Source organism: Hyphobacterium sp. (assembly GCF_965229905.1).
Taxonomy (GTDB): domain Bacteria; phylum Pseudomonadota; class Alphaproteobacteria; order Caulobacterales; family Maricaulaceae; genus Hyphobacterium.
The window spans coordinates 2708314-2735050 of record NZ_OZ245930.1; the positions used below are offsets into that span (position 1 = coordinate 2708314).

At 62.0% G+C, this 26737-nt stretch carries 25 protein-coding genes; 8 read left to right on the forward strand and 17 right to left on the reverse strand.

Going from position 1 to position 26737, the window contains the following annotated elements; genetic code table 11:
- Positions 1-164: 164 nt before the first annotated feature.
- Positions 165-494: an ATP-dependent Clp protease adapter ClpS gene (gene clpS / locus ACO08C_RS13645; RefSeq protein ID WP_420432058.1), complete on the forward strand. Its 330-nt coding sequence runs from the start codon at positions 165-167 to the stop codon at positions 492-494.
- A gap of 3 nt (positions 495-497) precedes the next feature.
- Positions 498-2822: an ATP-dependent Clp protease ATP-binding subunit ClpA gene (clpA, locus tag ACO08C_RS13650; RefSeq protein WP_421786342.1), complete on the forward strand. Its 2325-nt coding sequence runs from the start codon at positions 498-500 to the stop codon at positions 2820-2822.
- Positions 2823-2828: 6 nt separating this feature from the next.
- On the opposite strand, the gene ACO08C_RS13655 is transcribed toward clpA, so the two are convergent.
- Entirely contained in the window at positions 2829-3929 is a 1101-nt protein-coding gene (locus ACO08C_RS13655; protein WP_421786344.1) for a helix-turn-helix domain-containing protein, read from the reverse strand.
- Between the two features lie 170 nt (positions 3930-4099).
- Between ACO08C_RS13655 and ACO08C_RS13660 the strand changes: the two genes are divergently transcribed.
- Complete coding sequence (locus ACO08C_RS13660) at positions 4100-4921, forward strand: DUF2306 domain-containing protein (protein WP_421786345.1); 822 nt, start codon at positions 4100-4102, stop codon at positions 4919-4921.
- Here the strand turns inward: ACO08C_RS13660 and ACO08C_RS13665 are convergent.
- The 5 genes from ACO08C_RS13665 to ACO08C_RS13685 are packed head-to-tail and all read right to left on the reverse strand — an operon-like array spanning position 4918 to position 10928.
- Positions 4918-5379, reverse strand: coding sequence for an isochorismatase (locus ACO08C_RS13665; protein WP_421786347.1), 462 nt, complete (start codon positions 5377-5379; stop codon positions 4918-4920). The genes ACO08C_RS13660 and ACO08C_RS13665 overlap by 4 nt on opposite strands.
- Positions 5376-5807, reverse strand: a complete 432-nt coding sequence (locus tag ACO08C_RS13670; RefSeq protein WP_421786349.1) for an HIT family protein — start codon at positions 5805-5807, stop codon at positions 5376-5378. The genes ACO08C_RS13665 and ACO08C_RS13670 overlap by 4 nt, the downstream gene beginning before the upstream one ends.
- Positions 5804-6265: a hypothetical protein gene (locus tag ACO08C_RS13675; protein ID WP_421786350.1), complete on the reverse strand. Its 462-nt coding sequence runs from the start codon at positions 6263-6265 to the stop codon at positions 5804-5806. Before ACO08C_RS13675 ends, ACO08C_RS13670 begins: the two co-directional genes overlap by 4 nt.
- 16 nt (positions 6266-6281) lie before the next feature.
- Complete coding sequence (locus tag ACO08C_RS13680) at positions 6282-7427, reverse strand: GNAT family N-acetyltransferase (protein ID WP_421786352.1); 1146 nt, start codon at positions 7425-7427, stop codon at positions 6282-6284.
- Between the two features lie 42 nt (positions 7428-7469).
- A complete protein-coding gene (locus ACO08C_RS13685; RefSeq protein WP_421786353.1) occupies positions 7470-10928 on the reverse strand; it encodes a S8 family peptidase in 3459 nt (1152 codons plus the stop codon).
- A gap of 120 nt (positions 10929-11048) precedes the next feature.
- Between ACO08C_RS13685 and ACO08C_RS13690 the strand changes: the two genes are divergently transcribed.
- Positions 11049-11792, forward strand: a complete 744-nt coding sequence (locus tag ACO08C_RS13690; RefSeq protein ID WP_421786355.1) for an SDR family NAD(P)-dependent oxidoreductase — start codon at positions 11049-11051, stop codon at positions 11790-11792.
- A complete protein-coding gene (locus ACO08C_RS13695; protein WP_421786357.1) occupies positions 11789-12409 on the forward strand; it encodes a Pr6Pr family membrane protein in 621 nt (206 codons plus the stop codon). Before ACO08C_RS13690 ends, ACO08C_RS13695 begins: the two co-directional genes overlap by 4 nt.
- Here the strand turns inward: ACO08C_RS13695 and ACO08C_RS13700 are convergent.
- On the reverse strand, positions 12406-12867 hold the full coding sequence (locus ACO08C_RS13700; RefSeq protein ID WP_421786358.1) for a RidA family protein: 462 nt from the start codon (positions 12865-12867) through the stop codon (positions 12406-12408). The genes ACO08C_RS13695 and ACO08C_RS13700 overlap by 4 nt on opposite strands.
- A gap of 116 nt (positions 12868-12983) precedes the next feature.
- Between ACO08C_RS13700 and ACO08C_RS13705 the strand changes: the two genes are divergently transcribed.
- Positions 12984-13868 carry a serine aminopeptidase domain-containing protein gene (locus ACO08C_RS13705; RefSeq protein ID WP_421786359.1) on the forward strand — a complete coding sequence of 295 codons (885 nt, stop codon included), beginning with the start codon at positions 12984-12986 and terminating at the stop codon, positions 13866-13868.
- On the opposite strand, the gene ACO08C_RS13710 is transcribed toward ACO08C_RS13705, so the two are convergent.
- Together ACO08C_RS13710 and ACO08C_RS13715 are read right to left on the reverse strand one after the other, a co-directional pair.
- Entirely contained in the window at positions 13837-15102 is a 1266-nt protein-coding gene (locus tag ACO08C_RS13710; RefSeq protein WP_421786360.1) for a DNA polymerase IV, read from the reverse strand. The genes ACO08C_RS13705 and ACO08C_RS13710 overlap by 32 nt on opposite strands.
- The gene (locus tag ACO08C_RS13715; protein WP_421786361.1) at positions 15099-16001 is read right to left on the reverse strand and encodes an ROK family protein; all 903 of its coding nucleotides are present in this window, start codon (positions 15999-16001) and stop codon (positions 15099-15101) included. The genes ACO08C_RS13710 and ACO08C_RS13715 overlap by 4 nt, the downstream gene beginning before the upstream one ends.
- Positions 16002-16185: 184 nt before the next feature.
- Between ACO08C_RS13715 and ACO08C_RS13720 the strand changes: the two genes are divergently transcribed.
- Both ACO08C_RS13720 and ACO08C_RS13725 read left to right on the forward strand, forming a co-directional pair.
- A complete protein-coding gene (locus ACO08C_RS13720; protein WP_421786362.1) occupies positions 16186-16563 on the forward strand; it encodes a response regulator in 378 nt (125 codons plus the stop codon).
- Positions 16560-17936, forward strand: a complete 1377-nt coding sequence (locus ACO08C_RS13725) for a PleD family two-component system response regulator (protein ID WP_421786363.1) — start codon at positions 16560-16562, stop codon at positions 17934-17936. The genes ACO08C_RS13720 and ACO08C_RS13725 overlap by 4 nt, the downstream gene beginning before the upstream one ends.
- Before the next feature lie 18 nt (positions 17937-17954).
- Here the strand turns inward: ACO08C_RS13725 and rpmG are convergent, their stop codons facing one another.
- From rpmG to plsY, 8 genes are all read right to left on the reverse strand, one after another.
- On the reverse strand, positions 17955-18122 hold the full coding sequence (gene rpmG, locus ACO08C_RS13730) for a 50S ribosomal protein L33 (protein ID WP_330197794.1): 168 nt from the start codon (positions 18120-18122) through the stop codon (positions 17955-17957).
- Between the two features lie 83 nt (positions 18123-18205).
- Entirely contained in the window at positions 18206-19384 is a 1179-nt protein-coding gene (locus tag ACO08C_RS13735) for an MFS transporter (protein WP_421786364.1), read from the reverse strand.
- Between the two features lie 8 nt (positions 19385-19392).
- Positions 19393-20061: an NUDIX domain-containing protein gene (locus tag ACO08C_RS13740; RefSeq protein WP_421786365.1), complete on the reverse strand. Its 669-nt coding sequence runs from the start codon at positions 20059-20061 to the stop codon at positions 19393-19395.
- Complete coding sequence (rnr, locus tag ACO08C_RS13745) at positions 20058-22313, reverse strand: ribonuclease R (protein ID WP_421786366.1); 2256 nt, start codon at positions 22311-22313, stop codon at positions 20058-20060. The genes ACO08C_RS13740 and rnr overlap by 4 nt, the downstream gene beginning before the upstream one ends.
- Positions 22310-24865 carry a type I DNA topoisomerase gene (gene topA / locus ACO08C_RS13750; RefSeq protein WP_421786367.1) on the reverse strand — a complete coding sequence of 852 codons (2556 nt, stop codon included), beginning with the start codon at positions 24863-24865 and terminating at the stop codon, positions 22310-22312. Before topA ends, rnr begins: the two co-directional genes overlap by 4 nt.
- Positions 24862-24999, reverse strand: coding sequence for a hypothetical protein (locus tag ACO08C_RS13755; protein ID WP_421786368.1), 138 nt, complete (start codon positions 24997-24999; stop codon positions 24862-24864). Before ACO08C_RS13755 ends, topA begins: the two co-directional genes overlap by 4 nt.
- Before the next feature lie 12 nt (positions 25000-25011).
- Positions 25012-26133 (reverse strand): DNA-processing protein DprA, encoded by a 1122-nt coding sequence (dprA, locus tag ACO08C_RS13760; RefSeq protein ID WP_421786369.1) that lies wholly within the window; start codon positions 26131-26133, stop codon positions 25012-25014.
- A complete protein-coding gene (gene plsY, locus ACO08C_RS13765; RefSeq protein WP_421786370.1) occupies positions 26130-26735 on the reverse strand; it encodes a glycerol-3-phosphate 1-O-acyltransferase PlsY in 606 nt (201 codons plus the stop codon). The genes dprA and plsY overlap by 4 nt, the downstream gene beginning before the upstream one ends.
- Positions 26736-26737: the final 2 nt, after the last annotated feature.

Sequence of the window (26737 nt, forward strand, 5' to 3'; positions counted from 1 at the left end):
CTTTTCTTTTCTGGCTGTTATAATGGGCTGGTTGCCGGATTTTAACCGATCGAGTGTCACAATTTCGCTCCACAGCCTAAGGAAGCTGTGCTTGACGACGCGAAAGGTCTTCCAAGATCGCGATGCTTGCATATCTAATAGAGCTCTAGCGACGAGCCGAATCGATGAGTGAGCGCCGCGATAAACCCAGCGACCCTGATCGGCAGACCGGTGTCGCGACCCGCACCCGGCCGAAGACGAAAAAGCCGTCTTTATACCGGGTGATCATGTTGAACGACGATTTCACGCCGATGGAATTCGTCGTCGAGGTGCTGATGCGCATCTTCAACAAGTCGCCGGAAGAAGCGACGCAGATCATGCTCCATGTGCACCAGAATGGCGTCGGCGTCTGCGGCGTGTTCACCTTCGAAATCGCCGAAACGAAGGTGGCGCAGGTGATGGATCTGGCCCGGCGCGCGCAGCATCCGCTGCAATGTACGATGGAAAAGGAATAAACATTGCCCTCATTTTCAACCGCTCTCGAAGACACGCTGCATCGCGCCCTCGGGTTCGCGAATGAGCGCGGTCATGAATACGCTACGCTGGAGCATCTGCTGCTCGCCCTCGTCGATGACGAGGATGCGGCCGGCGTGATGAAGGCGTGTGATGTCGATCTGGGGGAATTGAAGGCGACGCTGACGGCCTTCGTCGATGCCGAGCTGGGCGAGCTGGCGGTCGACGACAATGAAGATGCCAAGCCGACCACGGGATTCCAGCGTGTCATCCAGCGTGCCGTCATTCACGTCCAGAATGCCGGGCGCGAAGAAGTGACAGGCGCCAATGTGCTGGTGGCGATCTTTGCCGAGCGTGAAAGCCATGCCGCGCATTTCCTCGCGGAACGCGACATGACCCGCTATGACGCGGTCAATTATATCTCGCACGGTATCGCCAAGCGGGCCGGCGAAAGCGAAGCGCGGCCGGTGCGCGGCGCCATGGAGGAAGAAGACGAAGAGGAAAAGGACAGCGACGCGCTGTCGGCCTATTGCGTCGACCTCAATGCCAAAGCGCGCGAAGGCGGGGTCGATCCGCTGATCGGCCGTGAAGCCGAGGTCGAGCGTTGCGTTCAGGTGCTGTGCCGCCGCCGCAAGAACAATCCGCTGCTCGTCGGCGACCCCGGAGTCGGCAAGACCGCCATCGCCGAAGGTTTGGCACGCAAGATCATCGAAAAAGACGTGCCGGAGGTCCTGCAGTACGCAACGATCTATTCGCTTGATATGGGTTCCCTGCTGGCAGGTACCCGCTATCGCGGCGATTTCGAGGAGCGTGTGAAGCAGGTGGTCAAGGAGCTCGAAGACAAGGAAGGCGCTATCCTCTTCATCGACGAGATCCACACCGTGATTGGTGCCGGCGCGACATCGGGCGGCGCGATGGATGCTTCGAACTTACTGAAGCCGGCGCTTCAGTCCGGTGGCCTGCGCTGCATGGGTTCGACGACTTACAAGGAATTCCGGCAGCATTTCGAGAAGGACCGCGCGCTGGCGCGGCGCTTCCAGAAGATCGACGTGGTCGAGCCGGGCAAGGACGATACGGTGAAGATCCTGATGGGCCTGAAACCGTATTTCGAGAAGTTCCACGATGTGCGCTTCACCAATGACGCGGTAAAAACGGCGGTCGATCTGTCGGCGCGCTACATCACTGACCGCAAACTGCCGGACAAGGCGATCGATGTGATCGACGAGGCCGGAGCGCGCATGCGGCTGCAGCCGGTGTCGAAGCGCAAAAAGACGATCGGTGTGCGCGAGGTCGAGACCGTCGTCGCCAAAATGGCGCGCGTGCCAGAGAAATCGGTCTCCAAGGACGACGAGACGGCGCTGAAGTCGCTGTCCTCGGATCTGCGTCATGTCGTGTTCGGCCAGGATGAAGCGATCGAGAAGTTGTCCTCAGCGATCAAGCTGGCCCGCGCTGGACTGCGCGAACCGGAAAAGCCGATCGGCAATTACCTGTTCTCCGGCCCGACCGGTGTTGGCAAGACGGAAGTGGCGAAACAGCTGGCCTCGATCCTGGGTGTCGAGCTGTTGCGCTTCGACATGTCCGAATACATGGAGCGGCACACCGTGTCGCGCCTGATCGGCGCCCCGCCCGGATATGTCGGGCACGATCAGGGCGGTCTGCTGACCGATCAGGTCGATCAGCATCGTCATGCGGTCCTCCTGCTCGACGAGATCGAGAAAGCGCATCCGGACCTGTTCAACATCCTGTTGCAGGTCATGGATCATGGCAGCCTGACCGATGCCAATGGCAAAACGGTGGATTTCCGCAATGTGGTGCTGATCATGACCACAAATGCGGGCGCCGCCGATGCCGCCAAGGAAGCCATAGGTTTCGGGCGGGACAAGCGGGAGGGCGAAGACCAGGCGGCGATCGAGAAGTTGTTCACGCCGGAATTCCGCAACCGTCTGGATGCGATCATCCCGTTTGCCGGGCTGACCCAGCCAATCGTGGCCCGCGTGGTGCAGAAATTCGTTCTGCAGCTGGAAGCCCAGCTAGCCGACCGCGGCGTGACGTTTGAGTTGAGCGACGAAGCCACGGAATGGCTGTCCAAGCGCGGCTATGACACCAAGTTCGGCGCACGGCCGCTGGCACGGGTGATCCAGGAGCACATCAAGAAGCCGTTGGCGGACGAGATCCTGTTCGGCCAATTGAAGAATGGCGGCCTGGTGAAGGTCGATGTCGACGCGGCCGACAATGAGCGGCTTGATTTCGATATCACGCCGGGCGACCGCCTGAAGCCAAAAAAGCCGAAAGGCGGCGGCAAGAAGAAGACCAAGGAAAGGGTGCGCTAGCGCGGCCTACTCCGCGTAGACCTGACGGGTATCAAGGCCGTCGCCGGAATGGGCGGCGGCCTTTTCTTGTTCGCGGAACTGGCGCGGCGTAAGGCCGGTCGCTTCCTTGAAGGCACGGTTGAACGGGCCGAGCGACGCAAAGCCGCTATCGAGCGCGATATTGAGAATGCCCCGCTTTGCGGTGCCCGGATCGCGCAGCAGCTCTTGTGCATGCGCAATGCGGAAGCGGTTGATAAACCGGTTGAAGTTGGGCTGGCCGAGACCGGCCACGATGGCGCGCGAGACCTTGTAGTCCTTTTCGCCCAGACGCAGGGCCAAGGTGGCGACCTTGAGCTCGGAATCGAGATAGGCACCCTCAACGACAGCAGATTCGACCTGGCGTGCCAGGGCGATTTCTTTCGGCGTGGCTGGGGGTGCCTTGCGGCTCGAGCCCGCCGGGAGTGGATGGCGTGCGCGGTGCAGGATGGCAATGCTGGCGCAAATGACGATGCCAATCGCGCAGATTCCCTGAATGGTCATGGTCACGCCAGGCGACACCAGTTCGAGTCGGCCGTGATCGAACAGCATCACGCAAATGCCGACACCGGCGCCGAAGCTCGAGAGAAAGACATAGCGCACGCGTTTTTCGGCGTCGGATATGCCGCTCCAGCCATTCAGCCCTTCGCCGAATGCCAACACCAGCGCGGCGGAGCTGAACAGGGTCTGCAGACCATCCAGGCGCTCCATCCACGTCAGCAACATCGCATCGCCGACGATGGTGTCCAGGCCTGAGACGAGCGCGACCTGATCAAAAACCGTGGGTAAGAAAATGCCGCCAACAATGGCGATCTCCGGCCAGCCGATGGGTGGGTTATGCCGGAACAATTCACGCGAGGTGATCCAGAAGAAGGAGCAGGAAGCACAGCTGGCCACGGCTAGGATCGGGTAGGCAAAGCCCAACGCATTGCGGCCAATCAACTCGATGGCCATCACCGAGATGAGACCTGCACAGAACACGGCCCACGCAATGTGAAGCCGCGAAAAGGCGCGGCGAACCAGAATGGCGGCAATCCAGGCCGAAGCCATCACGATCGCAGCGCCCTTTAATGTCATTCCGAATGCGAGCACCCGCGGCCTCCATTGTCGCGGCTTATAATGCGCCGGACATCCAAGTTTAAGCAAGGTGACCGCCCAATACCGGTCGATTTGCAAATCGGCGAGCTTTTGCGCGCTCGTTCGACTGTCTTTTCCAGCAAGCACCCGCCGGTCAGGGCGGGGCTGGCAGGAAAGGATAAAACATGCCGGTCGATCAAACCACCGCACCGCGCGCCGCGGCGCTTTCTCCTCACACTCTTCTCAAGTCTACGGGCTTGCTCTGGTTTCTGGCCGCGGTCATCGGACAATGGCTGTTCGCCTATTATGTGATTGCGGCTTATGCGCCCGAAACACTCAGCGGCCAGTGGGAACGCTGGGACGAAACAGGGTTGATCCAAGGGTTCACCGTCGATGATCTGATCGGCAATCTCGCCTTCATCAGCCATGCGCTGTTGACCGCCGTCGTTTGCATTGGCGGTACGCTACAATTGATGCCGCCGGTCCGGCGGCGTTTCCCGGCGCTGCATCGCTGGACCGGGCGGACCTATCTGACTGTCGGTGCATTCCTGGCGATCGGCGGTATCTGGATGATCTGGGTTCGCGGCACGCAACTCACACTGACCGGTGCCTGGGGCACCACGATTAACGGGCTGATGGTGCTCGTCACTATCGGGGTCGCTTATCACTTCGCCCGCAAGCGCGACATTGACCGGCATCGCCGCTGGGCGATGCGGACTTTCATCCTGCTCAGCGGTGTCTGGTTCACGCGGCTGGGCTACATGGCGTGGGCGATCCTGACCGGCGGGGCGGGCATGAGCCGTTCGCTCGATGGGCCGTTCGACCTGTTCATCGCATTCGGAAGCTATCTCGTTCCGCTGGCGGTGCTGGAAATCTACCTGGCCGCGTCTGACAGCCATTCGCGAACGTTCAAGCTGGCAACGTCAGCGGTGATGGTGGCCGCTGCCGGTTTCACGGCACTCGGCGTTTTCGGCGCCTGGACGGTCATGTGGAGTCCGCATGTCTAGGCAGGCTGGGTGTCTGCCAGATAGGCCTCGAAATCCGGACCGTCCGGATTGCCGATTATCCAGCGCACATAGGCTTCGCGCTCGCGGTGGATGACATCCAGATCCCAGACGCACACCGATTCGCCGCCTTGCGCCGGGCGCCAGCCCTTGCCGAGATTGACGAAGACCCGGATTGGGCATTCATTCTCGCGGTCCCACCAGCCAATGACGGCATAATCCATGCCGGTGGCCTGGTGGAGAATGGCGAACCCCACGCCGGGCCGCTCTCGCGTGACGGCCGGCATCGGCAATTCCGCATTCATCCGGCGGAGCACATCCGAAAATCGTGCCTCCTTGAGCGGCGGCGGGCCGTCCGTGATGTGCCAGATTTTCAGCCGCCAGCCGTCCTGTTCATGGATACCGGCCAGCGCGGTCGGCCGCGAGCGATAGCCTTTGCGGACCTCGAACGGCCCCCTCACGCCAATGCGCTCCGGATCTTCTCCGCCTGCGTTTTCAACTCACCCATGTCGGCCTGGCCGGCGCCATGGCGGCCGCGCGGAACATTTTCCCAGCACGGGATGATGTGGAAGTGGATGTGGAACACGGTCTGGCCGGCCGGCGCACCATTGAACTGGGTGACGACGATGCCGTCGGGTTGCAGCGCCGTTTCGACCGCTTTGGCCAGTGTCTGCACACGCTGGATGGCGGCCGCTGCCGTAGGCGGTGACAGGTCCAGCAGATTGCGCGCCTGTTCGCGGGGCAAGACGAGGCAGTGGCCGGGCGATTGCGGAAAGATGTCCATGAAGGCGATGGCGATGTCATCTTCGAAGAGTGTGATCGCCGGCGCTTCACCGCGCAGGATTTTTGCGAAAATATTCTGATCGTCATAAGTGCCGGACAGGCTCATGGCCGCGCTCCCCCAAGGTCAGGTGAAGTGTAGTCTTCCAGATCGCCGGTTGAATGTTCGTCCGGCACCCACTCATTCCCGCAATCCAGGCATTCGCGGCGGGATTGCAGCCAGAAGCCGTGTCCATATCCATAAGCTCCGGTCACCAACATCCAGAGCATATAGGGCAGGGTGATCAACCAGTTGCGCTTCTGCAGGCTGGCGCCACCACAGGCCTTGCAGGGATGCAGCCGGTGTTCGGTATCGCGGCGAAAGCCGATGATGGACGCTGCCAGGCTCAAATCCGGTTCCGGGACCATGACCCGGCAGGCGGTTGCACCCATTCCGACATACGGCAGATAGTGGCTGGTATGATAGTCGGGGCAAACGGCCGGAATACCGGCGGCTTGCAGCGCGGACACGGCGGCAGCGGCTTCTCCAGCCGACCAGAAATCGGCGATCTGAACCATGCGATCCATTGTTTAAGGCTAACAGTCAGGGACCTGCCTTGAAAGGCCATTCCGCCTGTTGGGCCTCAATGTCGGCGAGGACGGTGCGGCGCTCATAGTCGAGATAATCCGCCACGGCGCGCCGGAAGTTTTCGTCCGGGATATGGTGCAGCGAGTGGACCGGGCGGGGGCGGTAACCGCGCGCCAGCTTGTGTTCGCCCTGCGCGCCGGCTTCGACGCGGGCAAGCCCGTGTTCGATCGCAAAATCGATGGCGCGGTGATAGCAGAGTTCGAAATGCAAAAAAGGGCTGTTGGCGAGCCGGCCCCAATAGCGGCCGTAGAGCGCGTCCGAGCCGATGAAGTTCAGCGCCGCCGCGAAATAGCGCCCGCCGCGCTTCGCCATCACCATGTAGATGCGGTCGGCCATGGCCTGGTGGATCCGGTCGAAAAAGTCGCGATTGAGATAGGGCTGGCCCCATTTGCGGCTGCCGGTTTCCTGATAGCAGGCAAAGAAGACGTCCCAGTGTTCGGGGCGCAGATCGTCACCGGTCAGACCGGTAATCTCGATGTCAGCATTGGCGGCCGCGCGTTCTTTCTTGAGCGCCTTGCGCTTGCGCGAGGCGAGCGCCGCGAGGAAGTCATCATAGGAGCGATAGCCGTCATTCTCCCAGATATATTGCCGGTCGATACGGTGCAGCAGGCCGAGGCGACCGCCGGTTTCAAGATCGCCGGAGCCCGGAAAGTTCATCGACCAGACGGGGAGGTGGTTTTGCTCCGCGATCTGCATGGCGGCGCGGGCGAGGGCTTCGCGCACCGTCTCATCGGGCGACAGCAGACGGCGGCCGGTGACCGGCGTGAACGGAATTGCGGACAAGAGTTTCGGGTAATAGCGCCCGCCGGCGCGTTCATAGGCGTCCGCCCAGGCATGGTCGAACACGTATTCGCCGTATGAATGGGCTTTGGCATAGGCGGGCAGCGCGCCGAGCAGCGCGCCGTCCTTGGCTTGCGCGACAATATGGGCGGGCTGCCAGCCGGTTTCGGTTGTGGCGCACCCGCTGGCCTCGAGGGCGTGCAAAAAGTCCCAGCACAGGAAGGGATCGTAAGGCTCACCCTCCGGATTGGCGACCAAGTCCCAAGCGGATTTATCGACCTCGGTGAGGCTGGAAAGCGTGCGCAGAGAAAGCCCGGTCATCGGTTCCGGAGATAGGCGGTGAGACGCGGCAGGGGAAGGTGGTTACTGATCGCCGAGCAGGCGGACAGCGACGGAAGTGGCGCTGCGCCGTGTTTCGACGGCGCCCTCTTCCGACACAGCTTCAAACTCGACTCCCACGCGGAAATCCCGCGGCGAAAAATACGCACCAAATCCGGAAGTGGTCACAAATACGGTGAACGTCTTGACGGCGTCAGTCTCGAATAGCGTATCAATAGTGGCCGAGCGGGTTGTGAGACACCGACCCGTTGCCGGATTCGTCTCGCAGATTTCCACAGCGAAGCTGGCCGCGGGTTGCCGGTCAGTACCGGTCAGCGCCGGGATGCGTGGTTCGACGCGGATACGCGGGCCATGATCGCCGATGTTGACCGCGGCCACGCTAAATGCCCGGGTGCGACCGTTCTCGACATTCAGAATACCGTCCGCGCTCGGGGTTGCAGCAATCGACACAATGTCTGACAGCGGTCTGTTGGCCGTCGTATAGCTAAACTTGCCGAAGGCATCGACGTCGCCGAAATAGGGAAGTACGTTGTCGCAGATGGTCATAAAGACCACATCACGACTTGTCGGCAGAGGCGGGTCGACGGAAAGCACGAGCGACCTCGCCTCGCCGACCGGAATGTTAAAACTTGGATCGATCGGGCCAACGGGCTGGTTCTGGCTGTCAGTCAGCCAGTAGGAAAGATTGGTGATCCGGCGTCCCAAAACTGAATCGTCTTGAAGATGCGCATAGATACGGCAATTCGTGGCCGTTTGCGCCTGATTGGGTGGATTAATCAGCGTCATGAATGTCGTAACGGCGCGCCCTGAACGGACTGAACGTCTCTCGGGAAGAACAGATCCGAACAAGCGGCTCGCGAGCTGGTCCACACTGCCGTAAGTAAACATCATGCTTTGGCGACCGCGGGTTGCGCCGACCCTGATCCAATAGGTTCGGCCTTCCTCGACATCGACAGCCAGTCGGCGGTCCGGCCATCCCTCGGCTACGTACGCCTCGCCGCTCGGCAAACTCGTTCCCGCCAGCCGTTCCAGCCCGGACGGATCGCCAAGTTCATCGGATGACGAACCGTCGCGGCGGTGAAAAACAGCGAAAGAATTCACGAATCCTGTTCGCGGCTGATAGGGATGCTGGTCGCTCAAGACGAACAATCCGGTGTAGGGGGCGACCCAGCGAAACCACGCTTGGTAGTTTTCCCCGTTTACGAAATAGAGATCGTCTTCGTTGGCTGTCGTCCCACCAATGTCCAACACACTTGGAGCGACGAGCCCGGAGCGTCCCGGAAGAACGCCAGCTCGTGTAACCTCATCTCCTACAATTTCATTGCCGTCGAATTGGCTCTCCAGCGCGATGGTTACGTAGTTTTCGTGTGGATACTTCCATGGCACCAAGCGGATGACGTAGGTCTGATCAGCTTCTGCGACGAAAGAAATGGTCGTATCTCGCGCGTCTCCGGTCGAGCTTCCAACGGGCACCAGCGATCCGATGTCCGAAATTGAACCCGTGTACAAATTCAGCGTTCCGTTGCCCGTCAGTCTTAGCGCTGATGAAACCCCCGGCCGCCAAGTGAACCAAACGCTGCCCGGCTGGTCCGCGACCTCGGTTTCGCCCGGCTCATAGGAGGGGAGCGCTGCGTTTGTCGTGATATGAAAAATATGGCCGTCAATATGTCGGGCAGCCGCGGCGCGATCATTCGGGGCCTCCGGATACGACACCTCAAAGGTGACGAGGCCGGTATAGGCAATCCCGCCACCGATAAAATCGAATCCGATATCACTATCGGCGTATAATGAGACCGGCCGGACCCAGACCGTCATCGTTTGGCCTGCCGCGAGCGTTCCGCTCAACAATCGCCGATCGAAAATATCGCGCTGTACGTCTACACCCGTGATGCTGACGTGGTTTTCGTCATGGCGGTGAGTTTCAACATGCCACGCAAGTGACCGGTCGCCGGTATTCCGGAACTGAAATGGGATCGGCGCGTCAGATCCGACCATGTTGAACTGGCGTACGAAATGCCGCGTTGGTGGTTCGATGACCTCAATCAAATCGGGGGCCAATTGTGCATAGGCCGGTGCCACCTGGATGATTGGATGCAGGTGGTGACCGGCCGGAAATGACTGGATCCCGGTCTGCTCCAGCGCGAGTTCGATGGCGTCGACGGTGGCATCCGGCACTTCCGTCATTAACACTGCGACAGCACCCGCGACGTGCGGCGCGGCCATAGATGTGCCTGAAAGCGAGAGCGTGAGGTTTCCCGATGCCGGGTCTCCGGCCGCGGTCACCCGGTTCGGTGCCGTCACATCGGTCAGGTATCCGGAATTGCCAGATTGAATATTGCTGGAACTGACGCCGGCCACGGCGATCGTTTCCTCAATACAGGCAGGTGCGCTGACTCCCGTGTAGCTGCCTTGATTGCCGGTCGCGACTACAGTTGCGATGCGTTGGGCACGCATTGTTGCAATGATCGAAGCGCGGATGTCCGTGGGACAGGCACCCGATTCAACCTCGCCGCCGAGGCTCATATTTATGACCGAGAGCCCAGTGCTTTCGCGATTGTTGTAAAGCCATTCCAGCGCGGCGAGCTGGTCAGAACGATAGCTAAGCACGCACTGCAATTGCGATCCGCATAATTCTGGATCGCGGAATGACGAAAATACCTGAATCGGAATCAACCCGCTCTCGGGCGCGACGCCATCGAGATAATAGGGGCCCAATTCGGATTGCCGATTGGCAGCGCCGGCGGCAATGCTGGCCACGTGCGTGCCATGGATACATTCATTGTTATTGCCGACGGTTTCACAGGCTTGGGCGGCTTCGGCACTCAATGTGTCGGAGCTTGCCTCATTAATGCAAAGGCTCGTTGAGCTGTCCGCCGAACTGGTCGTGGAGAAGCAAGCTGAATCAAGGATGCGTCCTTCAAACGCGGGGTGATCGTAGTGAATTCCAGTATCCAGTACCGCGATGACCGAGTTGCCGCCCCGGAGTCCTGCGCGATGAACGCTGAATACATCTATCTGTTGAAGTGTTTGGTTGAGGTGCGGCCGATCGAGGCCGTCCGATTGCACTTGGATTACGCGCGGATTGGCTCGCAGCCGCCCAAGTTCGGCGCTATTGAGCATCAGCACCATGGCTGGCGTATATCTAAATGTCCTTACATGTTGCGGATAGCCGGTGTCTGCATACCACAACGCTGTCGAACTCGCACCGAATGTCTCAACGAGAATACTATCTCCGGTTTGATCGATGGCCTCCATGCGCATCGCATCGCGCGTTTCGCGGTCAAGCCCGTCAAAGGCGATCTGCGGGAGATCGAACTGGACGATGACGCGAACGCGTTCGCCAGCGTCGAGGCGGGCTTCGCTGCGCGAATCCAGCGCGATCACAGTCGTATCTGCGGGCTGCGAGCCCTGCGATGGCGATTGCGCCAAGGCCGCGGCTCCGGCCATCAGGCCGGCAAGCAGGGCGTGTAAAAACAGTTTCATGTCGAAGGTCCGGCGTATTCGCTTCGCACCAGTCTATGCGCCAAAAGCAGAAGATCAATCTAGGCGCGATGACAATCGCTGTGAAACGGGCCAATGTCGCATGCAGTCGGGAGGGATGACATGACAGACAGGTTTGCGGGCAAGGTGGCGCTGGTCACCGGTGGTTCACGCGGGATCGGGGCGGCGATTTGCAGGCGTTTGGCGAGCGAGGGCGCCGATGTCGTCCTGACCTATGGCGGCTCAAAGGACAAGGCCGAGGCGGTCGCCGAAGAGATCCGCGCCATGGGCCGCAAGGCGGAAGCGCTTCATTGCGACGCCGCGCAACGCGGTGCAACGGCGGCGTTGATCGCGGATGTCGCCGAGCGCTACGGGCGACTGGACGTGCTGGTCAACAATGCCGGCGTCTATCCGCTGACCTCGCTGTCGAAATGCTCCGATGAAGTCTGGGACCAGATGTTGGCCATCAATCTGACGGCGGTGTTCGAGGGACTGCGCGCGGCCCATAAAGTGATGTCCGCGGGCGGTTCCATCGTCACCATCGGTTCGGTGGCCGGCGATGCGGCCCAGATGCCGGGCGTGGGCGTCTATTCCTCTTCGAAGGCGGGGGTCGAACTGATTACCCGTGCGGCTGGCCGTGAATTCGGGCGGAAGGGCATCCGCGCCAATGTGATCCAGCCGGGACCTATCGATACCGACATGAATCCGGCCGACGGGCAGAATGCCGAGTTGCAGAAGATGATGGTGCCGCTGGGCCGCTATGGCGAAAGCGAGGAAGTCGCTGCCGCGGTCGCCTTCCTGGCGAGCGACGAGGCGTCCTACATCAACGGTACGACGCTGAAGGTCTGCGGCGGCATGACGGCATGAGGCGCGGCATTCGCGCGGGGATCGCGCTGACCGCCCTGGTTGCCGTCATCATCCAGTATTTCACATTTGTGGCCGGTGCCGATATCGGCCTCGCTGGTGCCAGTATCCGGTATTTCAGCTATTTCACGATCCTGACAAACTCTGTCGTTGCGCTGGGCTGGGGCGCGAACGCGCTGCGGCCGGACAGTGCGCTGGGGCGGCTATTCGAACGGGACGACATCCGAACCGCGATTGCCGGGTATATCGTGCTCGTTGGGGCGGTTTATCACCTGCTGCTGGCCGCCGATCATGATCCGCAAGGCCTGCAATGGTTCGCGAATGAGCTCCTGCACACGGTGGTGCCGCTGTTGGTTTTCCTGGATTGGCTGCTGGGCGCTCCGGCGCGGACGGCGCGCTTTGCGCAGGCATTTGTCTGGCAGCTCTATCCGATGGCCTACACCGCTTATACCCTGATCAAGGGCGCGGTGACCGGATTTTACCCCTATCCGTTTCTCGACGTGAATGCGCTTGGGTATGAAGGCGTGGCTTATCAACTCGCCGGAATGATTTTAGCGTTCACGCTGACCAGCTTGGCCTTTATCGGCATTGGCCGCCTGCAAGCCCGCCTGATGCGCTAGCGGACTTCGAAGATCGCATCGACTTCAACCGCTGCGCCGAGCGGCAAAGCCGGGCAGGCGACGGCCGACCGGGCGTGACGTCCGGCGTCGCCGAAGGCCTCGACCATCAGATCGGACGCCCCGTTGACGACCTTCGGAATGGCTTCGAACTCCGGCGTTGCGCATACGAAGCCGCCCAGCTTCACGACGCGCACAAGGCGTGACAGATCGCCGCCGAGCGCGGCCTTGAGCTGGGCGATCAGGTTGAGCGCGCACAGTCGGGCCGCAGCCTGGCCCTGCTCGACATTCATGGTCTCGCCGAGTCGGCCTTTCACTAAACCGTCCGGGCCGAGCGAAATCTGCCCGGAGATGAAAACCTGAGCGCCGCTTTTTACGTAGGGCACATAGTTGGCGACCGGGGCTGCCGCGTCCGGCAGCGACAATCCCAGATCCGCGAGACGTTGTTCGGCGTCGCTCATGAAGCTCTCCCTTGATTGCGCCCACTCGTACACCGCCGCGCTGTGGAGGCAAGCGGCTTGACTTGACGCGCAGGTCATCCGGCATGTTTACGATCCGGCGGCGGAGCGGAGCAGATATGACGGTGCGTGAAGAGTCCCTGACGGTAACGGCCGCGGACGGGTTCGAACTGGCCGCAACGGCATTTCTGCCCGAGGTGCCGAAGGCCAGCGTCTTGCTGAGTTCAGGGACGGGATTTCCCAAGGAATACTACGCGCGGCTGGCACGCGCCGGAGCCGAGCGCGGCTTCGCGGTGCTGACCTATGACTATCGCGGCATTGCTGGCTCTGTACCGGCCTCGGGGCTGAAAGGCTTTGGCGCGGACATGCTGGACTGGGGCCGGCTGGATATGACGGCGGCGGGCGAAGCGGCCATGGCCTTGGTGCCCGGAAAACCGTTCTTCACGCTGGGGCACAGCGTCGGCGGTCATCTCGTCGGCTTTTCGCCTATCGGGCTGAACGCGGCTGGCCATGCCTTTCTCAATGTCGGGTCGGGATATTGGGGCAAGTCGGCCTGGCATTACCGCCCGATGGCCCTGTTTTTCTGGCTTGTTTACGGACCCGCCTGTCTTGCCCTGAAGGGCTATATACCGGGCGGCGGCGCCTGGGGCGGGACCGCGTTGCCGCGTCATGTCTACACACTCTGGCGGCAATGGTGCTTCAAGCCGGGGTATTTCGGTGAGGTCCTCGACGATCTTGCACCGCACTATTTCGATCAGATTCAAGCACCGATACAGTCATGGGGCGTGATGGACGATCCGATCGCCAATCCGCGCACAACGCCGGATATCCTGAAGCTGTATTCATCGGCACCAAAGCAGGAGATCTGGTTGCGGCCGGCCGATCACGGTCTACGCAATATCGGTCACCAAGGGCTGATGCGCCGCCGCAGCGCGGCGATTTGGCCGCAGATCTATGCCGGGTTCGAGAACGTCATCGCGGACGGCGCATTGCGCGCCCCTTGATCACAGCGTCCTCGCCGAAGCGGGCACGGGCCTTGTCCATCGCGCGTTCTGCTGCCGCGCGCTTAGGGGCGTCAGGATCGAGGAGGTCGAGCGGGTCGGATCCGCCTGGCACAAGATCAGAAATGCCAATGCCGATGAGGCGGAATTTCCGGCCGTCAGCTTCCTTTGCCAGCAATTCACGCCCCACGCGGAACAGCGTATCGGCGAGTTGCGTCGGCTCGGTGAGCGTGCGCCGCCGCGTGACGATCTTGAAGGCCGCGGTCCGCAGTTTCAGGGTCACGACATAGCCGGAAACCTCTTTCGACTTGGCCATGTCGGCAACACGAACGCATTGCCGCCACAGCCGTTTTTCCAGCTCCGCCGGGTCGGCGATATCGTCGAAAAAAGTCGTCTCGGACGAGACACTCTTGCGGCCGCGATCCGGGGATACACGGCGGTAATCCTCGCCGCGCGCCAGCCGCACCAGCCGATAACCGCTATCGCCATAACGTTCGGCCATGGCCTTTTCGCCACGTTTCAGCACGTCGTCGAGCGTCTTGATGCCGTCTTTTTCCAGGCGGGCCGCAAATACCGGACCGACGCCGTAAACTGCCCGCGTTGACTGGCGCCGCAGGAAATCGGGTGCATCGCTGCGGCCAAGTATGAAAAAGCCGTTTGGCTTGTCCTGATCGGAAGCGGTCTTAGCGAGGAACTTATTGTAAGCCAGCCCGACAGAAACCGTGATACCGATATCGGCATGAATGCGGCGCTGCAGGCGCAGAAGCGTCAGCGCCGGAGGCGCGCCGTGAAGGCGTTCAGTGCCGGTCAAGTCGAGAAAGGCCTCGTCGATTGAGAGTGGTTCGACGACCGGGGTGATGTCCTTCATCATGTCCCGGATGCGGCGGCCCTCCTCGGCATAGAGCGACATGCGCGGCTTGATAACGACCGCATCCGGGCAGGCCTTGAGCGCCTTGAACATCGGCATGGCGGATTTCACACCGTACAGCCGGGCGACATAGCAGGCTGTCGAAACCACGCCGCGCTTGCCGCCACCGATGATGACGGGCTTGTCCTCCAGCGAAGGGTCATCGCGCTTTTCGATCGCGGCATAGAAGGCGTCGCAATCAATATGGGCGATCGACAGCGCGTTGATTTCCGGGTGGCGCAGCAGGCGGTGCTGGCCGCATGAGGTACATGTCTCGTCATCGCCGGCCGGCGCCAGACAGGCGCCGCAATATCCCGGATCGGTGTTCATGGCAGCGGCCAGAGCCAGGCTGCTCCACGTACACCGGACGAGTCGCCATGCGCGTTGCGGCGGATACGTGTCGTGACTTGGTCGGAAAAGACATAGGCCGGCAGGCGGCGTTCGACGCGCGCCGAAAGACCGGTAATGTTCGACAGGCCACCTCCGAGAACGATTATTTCCGGGTCAAGAATATTGATGACGGTGGCCAGGCCGCGCGCCAGCCGGTCCTCAAAACGGTCACGTGTCGATTGGGCGGCTTGGTCGCCGGTTTCTGCGGCGGCCATGATTTCATCGGCGGAGCATGTTTCACCGGTCGCGCGCAGATGATCGGCACTGATTGCGGGTCCGGAAATCCAGCTTTCCAGACACCCCTTCAAACCGCACTGGCAGGCCGGCCCCGGCACTTCTGCGGGCGACGGCCAGGGCAGGGCGGTATGTCCCCACTCGCCGCCGAGACGGCTCGTGCCTTCCCACAGCTGACCGCCGACGACGATCCCTCCGCCCACACCGGTTCCGAGAATAACGCCGAAAACGCTGCCGGCATCCTTGCCAGCGCCGTCGCGGGCTTCCGACAGGGCAAAGCAATTGGCGTCATTGGCGCAGCGGACCGCGCGGCCGAGGGCTTGTTCGATATCGCGATCCAGCGGGTAGCCGTTGAGCTCCGTTGAATTCGCATTGCGCATCAGCCCGGTCTGCGGATTTAGGGATCCGGGATGGCCGATACCCACGGTCAGCGAATCACTCCCGGCGGCCTGACCGGCTTTTTGAACGAGCTCGGCGATCAGCCTGATCTTGGCATTGTAGTCGCGCGGCGTTGGCGCGCGCTCAGAAAAGTGTGTCTGACCACGCGAATCGATCACCGCGACTTCGGTTTTCGTGCCGCCCAAATCGACGCCGATCCGATCCATGCTTCCGTATCCTGCCCGGTTATGATTATCTTCCTGTTCTTATCTTGTTCCGAAAAGGGAGAAAAGTTCGGCGGCGACTCATCCTTGATTAAGGAACATCTGGCTTAATGCGAGCGGGGTGAAACGGTGGATGCGCCACGCGCATCTATAAAAACGGGAATGCGGCGGCGTCATGCTTCAAGTCATGCCCAAGAAGGTTCTCATCGTCGAGGACAATGAGCTCAATATGAAGCTCTTTTCCGATCTGCTCGAAGCGCATGGCTACGAGACGGTCGGCACGGACAACGGCTTGAACGCGTTGGATCTCGCCCGCGAACACGCCCCCGATCTGATCCTTATGGACATTCAATTGCCGGAAGTTTCCGGACTTGAAGTCACCAAATGGCTGAAAGACGACGATGAGTTGGCACCCATTCCGGTGATTGCGGTGACGGCCTTCGCCATGAAGGGCGATGAAGAGCGGATCCGCCAGGGCGGCTGCGAAGCATACATGTCCAAGCCGATCACCGTCTCGGTCTTCATCGAGACCATCCGCCAATTCCTTGGCGAGGAGGCCGCATGAGTGCGCGCGTCCTCGTCGTCGACGATCAAGAGCCGAACGTCCGGCTGCTCGAAGCCAAGCTGAAGGCCGAGTATTTCGAGGTCGTGACGGCTTTCAGCGGGCCGGAAGCCATCGAGCGTACGGTTTCGGACCAACCTGACGTCATCCTGCTGGACGTCATGATGCCGGGCATGGACGGTTTTGAGACTTGCCGCCGGCTGAAAGCCGACCGCAGAACCCGCCATATTCCGGTGATCATTGTCACCGCTTTGGATCAACCCGAAGACCGCGTGCGCGGCCTGGAAGCCGGCGCGGACGATTTCCTGACCAAGCCGGTCGATAATCTGCCGCTGTTTGCGCGCATCCGGTCTTTGCTGCGCCTCAAGGAATTGCTCGACGAGCTGCGCCTGCGTGAAGAAAACGCCGAAGAGCGCGGCCTTTCGGTGGCGGAAGATGCGCCCGAGCTGGTCGATGATGCCCGGGTGCTGATCGTCGCCGGCGAGGAACGCGTCATCCGGCACATTTCGGCCAAGCTGCCCGACAGTCTTCATGTGGACAGCGAAATCTCGCCGGAACTGGCCGTTCGCCAGGCTGCCGACGGATATGATCTCGTGCTGGTCGACCTCACGACACGGGCCTATGACGCGTTGCGGACCTGCGCACGTATCCGCTCCAACAATGAAACCCGGAACCTGCCGATCATCGCGATTGTTGATCCAGATGAAGTTGCCCGTTCGGTGCGGGCGCTGGATCTTGGCGTCAATGATATCGTCAACCGGCCGATCGATCGCGGCGAGCTGAACGCCCGGCTCCGGACCCAGCTTCGCCGCAAACGCTATGCGGATACGTTGCGCGAACGTCTTGAAGACAGTTTGGAGATGGCGGTGACCGATCCGCTGACCGAGCTGTCCAATCGCCGCTACATATCATCACGCCTGCAGCAAGCCGCCATGATGGTAACGGCCGGCGAAATGCCGGCATCGGTGCTGATCGCCGATCTCGATCATTTCAAGCGCGTCAATGACACTTACGGCCACGAAGCAGGGGATGCGGTTCTTGTGGAATTTGCAAACCGCCTGCGCCGGCAATTGCGGGCCATCGATCTGGCCGGCCGCTTCGGCGGCGAGGAGTTTGTGGTGTTGATGCCCGAGGCGAGTATCTCGGACGCGCGCACCGGTGCGGAGCGCTTGCGCGCCGCGATCAATGGAGCGCCGTTCTTGTTGCCGGAAAACGGTGGCGCGCTCGACGTGACCGTGTCGATCGGCGTTGCCCAGATCCTGCCGGGCGAAGATGTGGATGCGGTGATGCGGCGTGCCGACCATGCGCTTTATCGCGCGAAGGCGGCGGGGCGAAACAAGGTTGTCGTCGAGAGCGGAGCTAGCCGCGCGGCCTGAAGACAAGCGCCTTAAAGGCTACTTGATCTTGCCTTCTTTGAATTCAACGTGCTTTTTCGCAACCGGATCGTATTTCCGGACGACCATCTTTTCCGTCATGGTCCGGGCATTCTTCTTGGTCACATAGAAATAGCCGGTTCCCGCCGTGGAATTGAGACGGATCTTGATGGTTGTCGGCTTAGCCATGACGATTATCCCTGATGCACATGACGGCTCGGCGGACCGATCCGGCGAACGAGCCGCGGAACATACTCAAGGCGTTTCCCCTGTCAACTGCTGCTTCCGCGTGAAATGCCGTATGGCGAGGAAGCCGAGATAGGCCAGTGCGAGGCCGCTGGTGACGGCCAGAACGCCATGCGGATCATAGACATCCATGGCACCGCCGCCGATGGCCGGACCGAAGAGTGAGCCGATCCCGTATGACATGACGAAGGCCGCATTTGCGGCGGCAGCCGGCCGCCGTCGAAGCGTTCGCCGATAATGGCAAGGCCAAGCGTGTAAAGCCCCGTCGCCGTACCGATATAGGCGAACATGACGACATAGAGAGCCGCAGGACTGGCGCCGGCGAGATAGATGAGCCCTGGACCAATGACGCAGGCGCAGGTCGCCATGATCGCGACCCGCAGCCGGCCGATGGCGTCGGCTAGCCGTCCCAGTGGCGCCTGAAGCGCGATTCCGCCGAGCGCTCCGGCGGCCATCATGAAGCCGATATTGGCATCGATCAGGCCAATACGATCACCATACACGGGGAAAAGCGAGAAAAAGATGGTTTCGGTCGCGCCAAACAATAGGCCAGCCCCGATCGCCGCCGGCGCAAACCCCGCCGCCCGGATCATGGCTACCACACCGGCCGAAGCGTGATCGGGCTGTTCAATACCCGGGCCGCGCAGCAACATGATGGGGATGGCGCCGCCGCCGAACAGCAGGAAGGCCGCGAGCCACGGTGCCCAACCGGTTGAACCGAAGGCGGCGAGCAACAGCCCGCCGGCGCCAAAGCCGGCCGCCAGCGCGGTCGCGTAAAGCCCGAGAACGGTGGCCCTTTTTTCCGGCGGTGCGATCTGGTTTATCCAGGTTTCCGAAGCCACGAAAATGATCGTCAACGCGAATCCCATCGCAAACCGCAGCGCGAACCAGAGCCAGACTGACGGGAAAAGCGGAAAGAGCGGCACGGTTAGCGCGCTCAGCACAAGGCTGACCACGATCAGCGTGCGGCCGCGGAAGTAGGCCATGAGCCGGGGAATGAAGGGCGTCGCGATGATGGTCGAAAGCGCCGCGGCCGCGCCATTCAAGCCGACAATAACGCCGGATCCGGTCATCGCTTCCAGATTGAGCGCCATCACCGGCATGAGCAGGGTGAAGCCGCATCCGCACAGGGTGGCGCACAGAATGGCGGAAATTAGCGACCGCAAGCGGCCGTGTTCCGGCGAGATTAACCAGTCTGCGATCATGGCCGCGCCTATAGCGGATCGATCCTCATCCGTCTTGCCATTTCTCTGATATGCCGGGGACGCGCTGCGGGATTGTTGAGCCGCCGTTCGAGTTCGCCGAGCACGAAGCGTGTAACGTGGGGCAGGGGCAGCGTTTCAGCTTCCTTGTGAGTGACCCACCGGATGTCGAGCAATTCGTCGGTCTCCCGCGGGACGCGACCCGTCACGCAGGCGTCCGCGTCGGCGTGGAAGAACCAGGCATCGAAGCGGCGCACGCGCCCCGGCGGCGTGATCGCCCGCGCGATCAGTTTTAGCGCGCTGGCATCCGGTTGCAGTCCGGCAGAGCGGAAGGGCGTCCAGTTCGGGTGTTGCGTTGCGACCGTGCCGGGGCGTCCAATGAGCAGGCCTGCCTCTTCGGCGGTCTCGCGGACGGCGGCGGCCGCGGCGGCGCGGGCCCGGCGCTCGCCCAGCACACGCTGCAAGCAGACCTCATCTTCGCCTTGCACCATGCCGGCCAGCGGAGCGTAGTGATCGGCGCGGTCGACGCGTCCGCCAGGAAAGACATAACGCTCGGGCATAAAGGCATGCTTCGAGGACCGGCGTCCCATCAGGACTTCCCGGCCGCGCTTTGTCTGCCGCGTCAGGATGAGTGTGCCGGCCAGTTTCGGCCGTAATGCGCGCTGTGGCTTGCTTGTCACCGGCGGCGCCCGTGTTTTTTCGAGCGTTTTTTGCGGAATGCCGGTTTGGGCTGGCCGCCCTTTCGGCCCCGGCCGTGCTTGGGGCCGGGTTCGGGCGGGGTCAGCATGTCAAACAGCAGACCGCCGGTAACCGGTGTGGCCTCATCTAGCCGCACTGTCACAGGCATGCCCAGGCGGTAAAGCTCACCGGTTTCGCCGCCGACGAGCGCGTGCAGGCTTTCATCGTGGTGGAAGCGCTGATCGCCCAGCCGGCTGATCGGGACCAACCCATCCGCCCCGGTTTCGGCGAGCCGGACGAAAACGCCAAAGCGGGTGACGCCGGTGATGCGGCCGTCGAATTCGGTGCCGACGCGTTCGGCCAGATACATGGCGATGAAGCGGTCGGTGGCATCGCGTTCGGCCGCCATGGCGCGGCGTTCGAGGCCCGAGATGTCCTCGGCGATGGCTTCCAGCTGCGAAGCCTCGTGATCGTTCTGGCCGTCCTTGCCAAGCTTGCAGCCGCGGATCAGCGCCCTGTGCACGGTGAGGTCGGCATAACGCCGGATGGGCGAGGTGAAATGCGCATACCTACGCAAATTCAGTCCGTAATGTCCTGGATTTTCAATGGAATAGACCGCTTGCGACTGGCTGCGCAATACAACTTCGTTGACTGTCTCGTAATGTTCGGTATCGCGCGCCTGGGCGAGCAGCCGGTTGAAACGGTCGGGACGCGGCGGCTCGCCCTTCGACCATTTCATGTCGATTGTCGACAGGAAGTCGGCGAGCGATTCCATCTTTTCGAGGCTGGGCGGTTCGTGCGCCCGGTAGATCAGAGGGCGGCCGGTCTGTTCCAGCGTTTCCGCGGCACAGACATTGGCCTGGATCATGAACTCCTCGATGAGCTTGTGGGCATCAAAGCGGTCGCGGGTTTCGATGCCGGTGACCTTGCCGTCCTCGCCCACCCGGACGCGGCGTTCCGGCGCATCTATTTCCAGCGGGCCGCGGGCTTCGCGTGCCTTGCGCACCGCGCCGTAAGCGCCCCAGAGCGGACGGAGCACGGGCTCCAGCAAAGGCTCTGTCTTGCCATTGGGTTGGCCGTCGATGGCTTGCTGGGCTTCAATGTAGGACAATTTGGCGACAGAGCGCATCCAGCCGCGGATGAAGTAGTGTCGTCGCTTCCGACCGGACTTGTCGAAGACCATTTCCACTGCGAGGCAGGGACGCTCCTCATTCTCGCGCAGTGAGCAGAGATCGTTAGACAGCCGCTCGGGCAGCATCGGCACGACCCGGTCCGGCAAATACACCGAATTGCCGCGTTTGAGAGCCCCGCGGTCAATTGCGGAGCCCGGGCGAACATAAGCCGCAACATCGGCGATCGCGACCATGACTTTCCAGCCGCCGGCATTGTCGTGGTCGTCGTCCGGCATCGCCCAGACGGCATCGTCGTGATCGCGTGCATCGTCCGGGTCAATCGTGATCAGCGGCAGGTCGCGCAAGTCGGTGCGGTGACCTTTCCGCACGGGTTCGAGATCCTCGACTTCGTCGCGTTCATTCTCGGAGAAGCCGGTCGGAATGCTGTGCGCATGCAAAGCAATCAGGCTGCCGGCGCCCGGCGAATTAACGTCGCCAACGACTTCCTCAATGATGGCGGTCTTCAGCCCGTAGCGGTGTTGGCGACCCAGCCGGCATAGGACGAGATCGCCGTCCTTGGCTTTTTCGGCTTCGCCCCGCGCCGGCACCAGCTCGTGCCGCGAGCGGCGATCGACGGGTTTCAGCCGCGGCTGGCCGCGCGACTTGTGAAGAACGCACAACAGCTTGTGAGCGCTCTGGCCCAGTTTGCGGATGAGGCGCGCTTCATAAGCGCCGTCCGGCTCGGGCTCGAGGCGAACAAGTGCGCGGTCACCGACGCCCAATGCTGGCTGTCCGCGGCCGCCCAGTCCTTCGCCAGGGGCTAGCCGGATGAGAGGAGGATCGCCGCGGAATTTTTCCGGGCGCGCGAGCAATTCGCCGTCTGTGTCGCGATCGTGGACGACGACTACGGTGACATTCGGCAGCGTGTCCTTGAGTGCATAGGCATTGCGGCCTTCGCGCCGGATCAAGCCGTCGTCGAGCAATTCCCGCAGACAATGCTTGAGCGCGACCCGGTCATCGCCCTTCAGGCGCAGGGCGCGCGCCAGCTCGCGTTTTCCGAATTCGCCCTGGCCGACGCGGATGGCTTCGATCACGGCCTCTCGGGTCAGGGATTTGCCGCCGGACTTGTGCTTGTCGCTCACGCCTTCTTCGCCGTCGCCTTCTTTTTGGCCGTCGCCTTCTTCTTTGCCGGTGCCTTCTTGCGCGCCGGTTTCTTGCCGCCCTTGGCTTCTTTTTCGGCAACCAGTTTCATCGCGGTCTCGAGATCGATCGACTCCGGATCGGTGCCACGCGGGATCGTCGCATTGGTCTTCTTGTACTTGATGTAGGGCCCGTAGCGGCCATTCATCACGCGGACCGGTTCGCCGTCCTGTTCGCCGAGGTCTTTCAGGGCTTGCGGCGCGCCTCGGGACGCCTTCTTCTCGGCCAGAACGGTCACCGCCCGATTGAGGCCGATCTCGAAGACTTCCTCGATATTGGGCAGGTTCGCATAAAGCTTACCGTGCTTGACGAACGGACCGTAACGGCCGAGTCCGGCTTCGATCACGTCGCCATCCTCAGGGTGCAGGCCGACCGTGCGCGGCAGCGAGAGGAGGCGCAGCGCCTTCTCCAGCGTCACATCGTCCTTGCTCCAGCCTTTCGGCAGGGAAGAACGCTTGGGCTTTTCCTCGCCGGCCACCGCGATCTCGACATAGGCGCCGAAGCGGCCATCCTTGAGATAAACGGTTTCTCCACTGTCCGGATCCTCGCCCAGCGCGCCATCGCCTTCCGCGGCGGGGGCTTCGTCGGTGGCACCGAGCGGGCGGGTAAACTTGCAGTCGGGATAATTCGAGCAGCCGAGGAAGGCGCCGAACTTGCCGAGCCGGATCGACAGCCGGCCTTCATTGCAGGACGGGCAGAGGCGCGGATCGCTACCGTCTTCCTTCTCGGGGAAGATATGCGGGGCCAGCGCCTCGTTGAGCGCTTCGAGCACTTCGCCGATGCGCAGCTCGCCGATCTTCTCGACATCACCGGAGAAATTCGTCCAGAAATCGCGCAGCAGCTTTTTCCAGTCGAGATCGCCGCGCGAGACCTTGTCGAGCTGATCCTCAAGATCGGCCGTGAAGTCGTATTCGACATAACGTTCGAAGAAATTCTCGAGGAATGCGGTGACCACGCGGCCCTTGTCTTCGGGAATGAAGCGGTTCTTCTCCATGCGAACATATTCGCGTTCGCGCAGCACGGTCAGCGTCGAAGCATAGGTCGACGGCCGGCCGATGCCGAGCTCTTCCAGACGCTTGACCAGGGAGGCTTCGGTGAAGCGGGGCGGCGGCTGGGTGAAATGCTGGTCGGCATGGGTTTTCTGCGCTTCGGCCGAGGCGCCTTGCTCGACTTTTGGCAGGCGGGTTTCACCTTCCTCATCCTCATCGTCGCGGCCTTCCTGGTAGAGCGTCAGGAAGCCGTCGAAGAGGAGCACTGAACCGGTGGCGCGCAAGGCCAGCTGTTTGTCGGCACTCTCGATATCGATCGTGGTGCGCTCAAAGCGGGCACTTTCCATCTGACTGGCGACAGCGCGTTTCCAGATCAGCTCGTAGAGCCGCGACTGGTCGGCATCGAGATGCAGATCCTCCGGCGCGCGCGAGAAGCTGGTCGGGCGGATCGCTTCGTGGGCTTCTTGCGCGTTGCGCTGTTTCGACTTGTAAACCCGCGGGCTGCCCGGCGAATAAAGCGAGCCATAGCGCTGCGAGATGACGTCGCGAACCTGGCTGACCGCTTCCTGCGCCATGTCGACGCCGTCTGTCCGCATATAGGTGATGAGACCGACCGTCTCGCCGCCGATATTGACGCCCTCATAGAGTTTCTGGGCCGTGCGCATCGTGCGCTGGGCGTTGAAACCCAGCTTGCGGGCGGCTTCCTGCTGCAGGGTCGAGGTGGTGAAAGGCGGCGGCGGATTGCGCTTGGCCGGTTTGGCTTCGACCGCGGAAATCGCAAGGTCGGCCGCCTTGATGGCTTCGGCCGCGGCGGTCGCCATGGCACGGTCCTTGATCGAAAGCTTCTTCAGCTTTTCGCCTTCAAAGGTGACGAGCTTGGCGCGGAAGGCGGACGAAGACCCGGAAACGAGATCGGCATCGACCGTCCAGTATTCCTCGGCGCGGAATTTCTCGATCTCGAGCTCGCGGTCGCAAACAATGCGCAAGGCAACCGACTGCACACGTCCTGCGGAACGCGCGCCGGGCAGCTTGCGCCAAAGCACCGGCGACAGGGTGAAGCCGACGAGATAATCGAGGGCGCGGCGTGCCAGATAGGCGTCGACCAGCTCCATATCGATGGCGCGCGGATGGCGCATCGCTTCCTGTATGGCGGTCTTGGTGATGGCATTGAAGGCTACACGCTGGACTTCGACATCCTTGAGAACGCGGCGTTTGGTCAGCGCTTCGAGCAGGTGCCAGGAGATCGCTTCGCCTTCGCGGTCCGGGTCGGTGGCCAGGACCAGCCGGTCGGCTTGCTTCACCGCATCGGCGATCGCCTTGATGCGCTTCACCGATTGGGAGTCGATCTCCCAGTCCATCGCGAAATCCTCGTCGGGGCGCACCGACCCGTCCTTGGGCGGCAGGTCGCGGACATGCCCATAGCTGGCAAGCACTTCATAGTCCTTGCCCAAGTATTTTCCGATGGTCTTGGCCTTGGCGGGCGATTCGACAACAACAACGTTCATTCAATGACTTCCGGCAAATCTGGCGAATATAGGTAGTCCGGCAAACGGCGGCGGAAACTGATGGAGGCGGTCTGGCCTGTCAACTCACGACCATCGCAGGCCGTCGAAATCGCGTCCGTCGCGACGGTCAGCATGGGCAGGTCGTGTCAACCATTTGTGTCTGGCCATGCCTGCTGGACGAACCCGCCCGGCAGGACAAGCGCACGCCCGGCTAGTTCCAACTCGATCAGAACGGCATGGACACGGCCCGGTGCGAGGCCGGATTGCCTTATCAATTCGTCGACCGGAACCGGCGAGGGCGAGAGCAAGGCGTACAGCCGGTCGTGTTCGCCGGCGTCTTCGGCGTGATCGTCGACCGGCTCCCAGGGAGGCGCGGGCGGTTCGGCGGTGGCCGGCCGTTTCGCGTGGCGGAGAATCTCGAGAACGTCCTCGGCATCCTCAATCAGTGCCGCGCCGTCGCGGATCAGCCGGTTGCTGCCTTTGGCGCGCGGATCGAGGGGCGAGCCGGGTGCGGCCATCACTTCGCGGCCTTGTTCCGCCGCGAAACGGGCGGTGATCAATGAGCCCGAACGCAGCGCCGCTTCTATCACCAGGGTTGCGAGCGAGAGGCCGGAAATAAGCCGGTTGCGGCGCGGAAAATCGCGCGCGGTCGGCGTGGCGCCGGGCGGAGATTCCGTCACCAGCAAGCTGCGCTCGCCTATTGCGGCGTGGAGTTCCGCATGTTCGGGCGGATAGATATGTCCGATTCCGCCTGCCAGCACGGCAATGGTTCCGGTTTCGAGCGCGCCGGCATGCGCGGATCCGTCAATCCCTCGCGCCAGTCCGGAGACGATCACCACGCCTGCCCGGCCGAGTTCTGCCGCCATATCGCGGGCAAAGCGCAGGCCGATGGCCGATGCGTTCCGCGAGCCGACAATCGCACAGCAGGCGTGATCGTCAGGCACGAGTGGTCCCCGCACCGTGATCACGGGCGGCGGCGGATCGAGTGCCGCGAGCAGCTGCGGATAATCCGCTTCGCAGGCGATCAGCAGGCGCGCACCTGCGGCATCGGTGGCTTCAATTTCTTGCTCGGCGGCCTCGCGATCCGTGACTTTGAGTGGCTGGTGACGCCCGCCGCGGCGGGCCAGTTCTGGCAAGGCCCCGATTGCCTCTGCCGGCGTGCCGTAGCGCTGAAGGAGTTTGTGAAAGGTGACGGGTCCGACTTGAGGGGTGCGCGCCAGCCGCAGCCAGTCGACCCGCTCTGAAAAGCTGGGGGCGCCGCCCGTCACGTGGCCTTGGCGCCGATCCGGGGCTCGGTCCCGTCGATCAGGCGCTGAATATTGGCGCGATGGCGCCAGAATATGAGCGCCGCCAAAAACAGGCAGAGGATCGCAACACCCGGCCGGTCGAACAGCCAGGCGATGAGCGGAGCCAAAGCGGCGGCCAACAGGGCACTCAAGGATGAAAAACGCGCCACCAGAGCCATGCCGATCCAGGTGATCGCGGCGAGCACACCAACCGGCCAAGCTACGGCGAAGAGGACGCCGTAGAAGGTGGCGACCCCTTTGCCACCCTTGAATTTCAGCCAGACGGGGAAGCAATGGCCGAGAAAGGCCGCGCCACCGGCCACCAGGCCCGGTACCGGGCCCAATAGCGCGGTGAAGATGAGAGCAGCGATGCCGGCCTTGGCGGCGTCGAGAATGAGGGTTGCAGCGGCGAGATCCTTGCGTCCGGTGCGCAAGACATTGGTCGCGCCGATATTCTTCGAACCGATCTCGCGAATGTCGCCGAGCCCGGCGAGGCGGGTCAGCACAAGACCGAATGGAATTGAGCCCAGAAAATAGCCGCCAATGGCAGCGATCGCGATGGCCAAGATTTCCCAACCCGTCATTT

Excerpts from the sequence above, each read along its gene's own strand:
- clpS (WP_420432058.1), top strand. The coding sequence starts at position 165 with ATGAGTGAGCGCCGCGATAAACCCAGCGACCCTGATCGGCAGACCGGT.
- ACO08C_RS13660 (WP_421786345.1), top strand. The coding sequence starts at position 4,100 with ATGCCGGTCGATCAAACCACCGCACCGCGCGCCGCGGCGCTTTCTCCT.
- ACO08C_RS13670 (WP_421786349.1), bottom strand. The coding sequence starts at position 5,807 with ATGAGCCTGTCCGGCACTTATGACGATCAGAATATTTTCGCAAAAATC.
- ACO08C_RS13675 (WP_421786350.1), bottom strand. The coding sequence starts at position 6,265 with ATGGATCGCATGGTTCAGATCGCCGATTTCTGGTCGGCTGGAGAAGCC.
- ACO08C_RS13680 (WP_421786352.1), bottom strand. The coding sequence starts at position 7,427 with ATGACCGGGCTTTCTCTGCGCACGCTTTCCAGCCTCACCGAGGTCGAT.
- ACO08C_RS13685 (WP_421786353.1), bottom strand. The coding sequence starts at position 10,928 with ATGAAACTGTTTTTACACGCCCTGCTTGCCGGCCTGATGGCCGGAGCC.
- ACO08C_RS13690 (WP_421786355.1), top strand. The coding sequence starts at position 11,049 with ATGACAGACAGGTTTGCGGGCAAGGTGGCGCTGGTCACCGGTGGTTCA.
- ACO08C_RS13695 (WP_421786357.1), top strand. The coding sequence starts at position 11,789 with ATGAGGCGCGGCATTCGCGCGGGGATCGCGCTGACCGCCCTGGTTGCC.
- ACO08C_RS13700 (WP_421786358.1), bottom strand. The coding sequence starts at position 12,867 with ATGAGCGACGCCGAACAACGTCTCGCGGATCTGGGATTGTCGCTGCCG.
- ACO08C_RS13705 (WP_421786359.1), top strand. The coding sequence starts at position 12,984 with ATGACGGTGCGTGAAGAGTCCCTGACGGTAACGGCCGCGGACGGGTTC.
- ACO08C_RS13710 (WP_421786360.1), bottom strand. The coding sequence starts at position 15,102 with ATGAACACCGATCCGGGATATTGCGGCGCCTGTCTGGCGCCGGCCGGC.
- ACO08C_RS13715 (WP_421786361.1), bottom strand. The coding sequence starts at position 16,001 with ATGGATCGGATCGGCGTCGATTTGGGCGGCACGAAAACCGAAGTCGCG.
- ACO08C_RS13720 (WP_421786362.1), top strand. The coding sequence starts at position 16,186 with ATGCCCAAGAAGGTTCTCATCGTCGAGGACAATGAGCTCAATATGAAG.
- ACO08C_RS13725 (WP_421786363.1), top strand. The coding sequence starts at position 16,560 with ATGAGTGCGCGCGTCCTCGTCGTCGACGATCAAGAGCCGAACGTCCGG.
- rpmG (WP_330197794.1), bottom strand. The coding sequence starts at position 18,122 with ATGGCTAAGCCGACAACCATCAAGATCCGTCTCAATTCCACGGCGGGA.
- ACO08C_RS13735 (WP_421786364.1), bottom strand. The coding sequence starts at position 19,384 with ATGATCGCAGACTGGTTAATCTCGCCGGAACACGGCCGCTTGCGGTCG.
- topA (WP_421786367.1), bottom strand. The coding sequence starts at position 24,865 with ATGAACGTTGTTGTTGTCGAATCGCCCGCCAAGGCCAAGACCATCGGA.
- ACO08C_RS13755 (WP_421786368.1), bottom strand. The coding sequence starts at position 24,999 with ATGCTGACCGTCGCGACGGACGCGATTTCGACGGCCTGCGATGGTCGT.
- plsY (WP_421786370.1), bottom strand. The coding sequence starts at position 26,735 with ATGACGGGTTGGGAAATCTTGGCCATCGCGATCGCTGCCATTGGCGGC.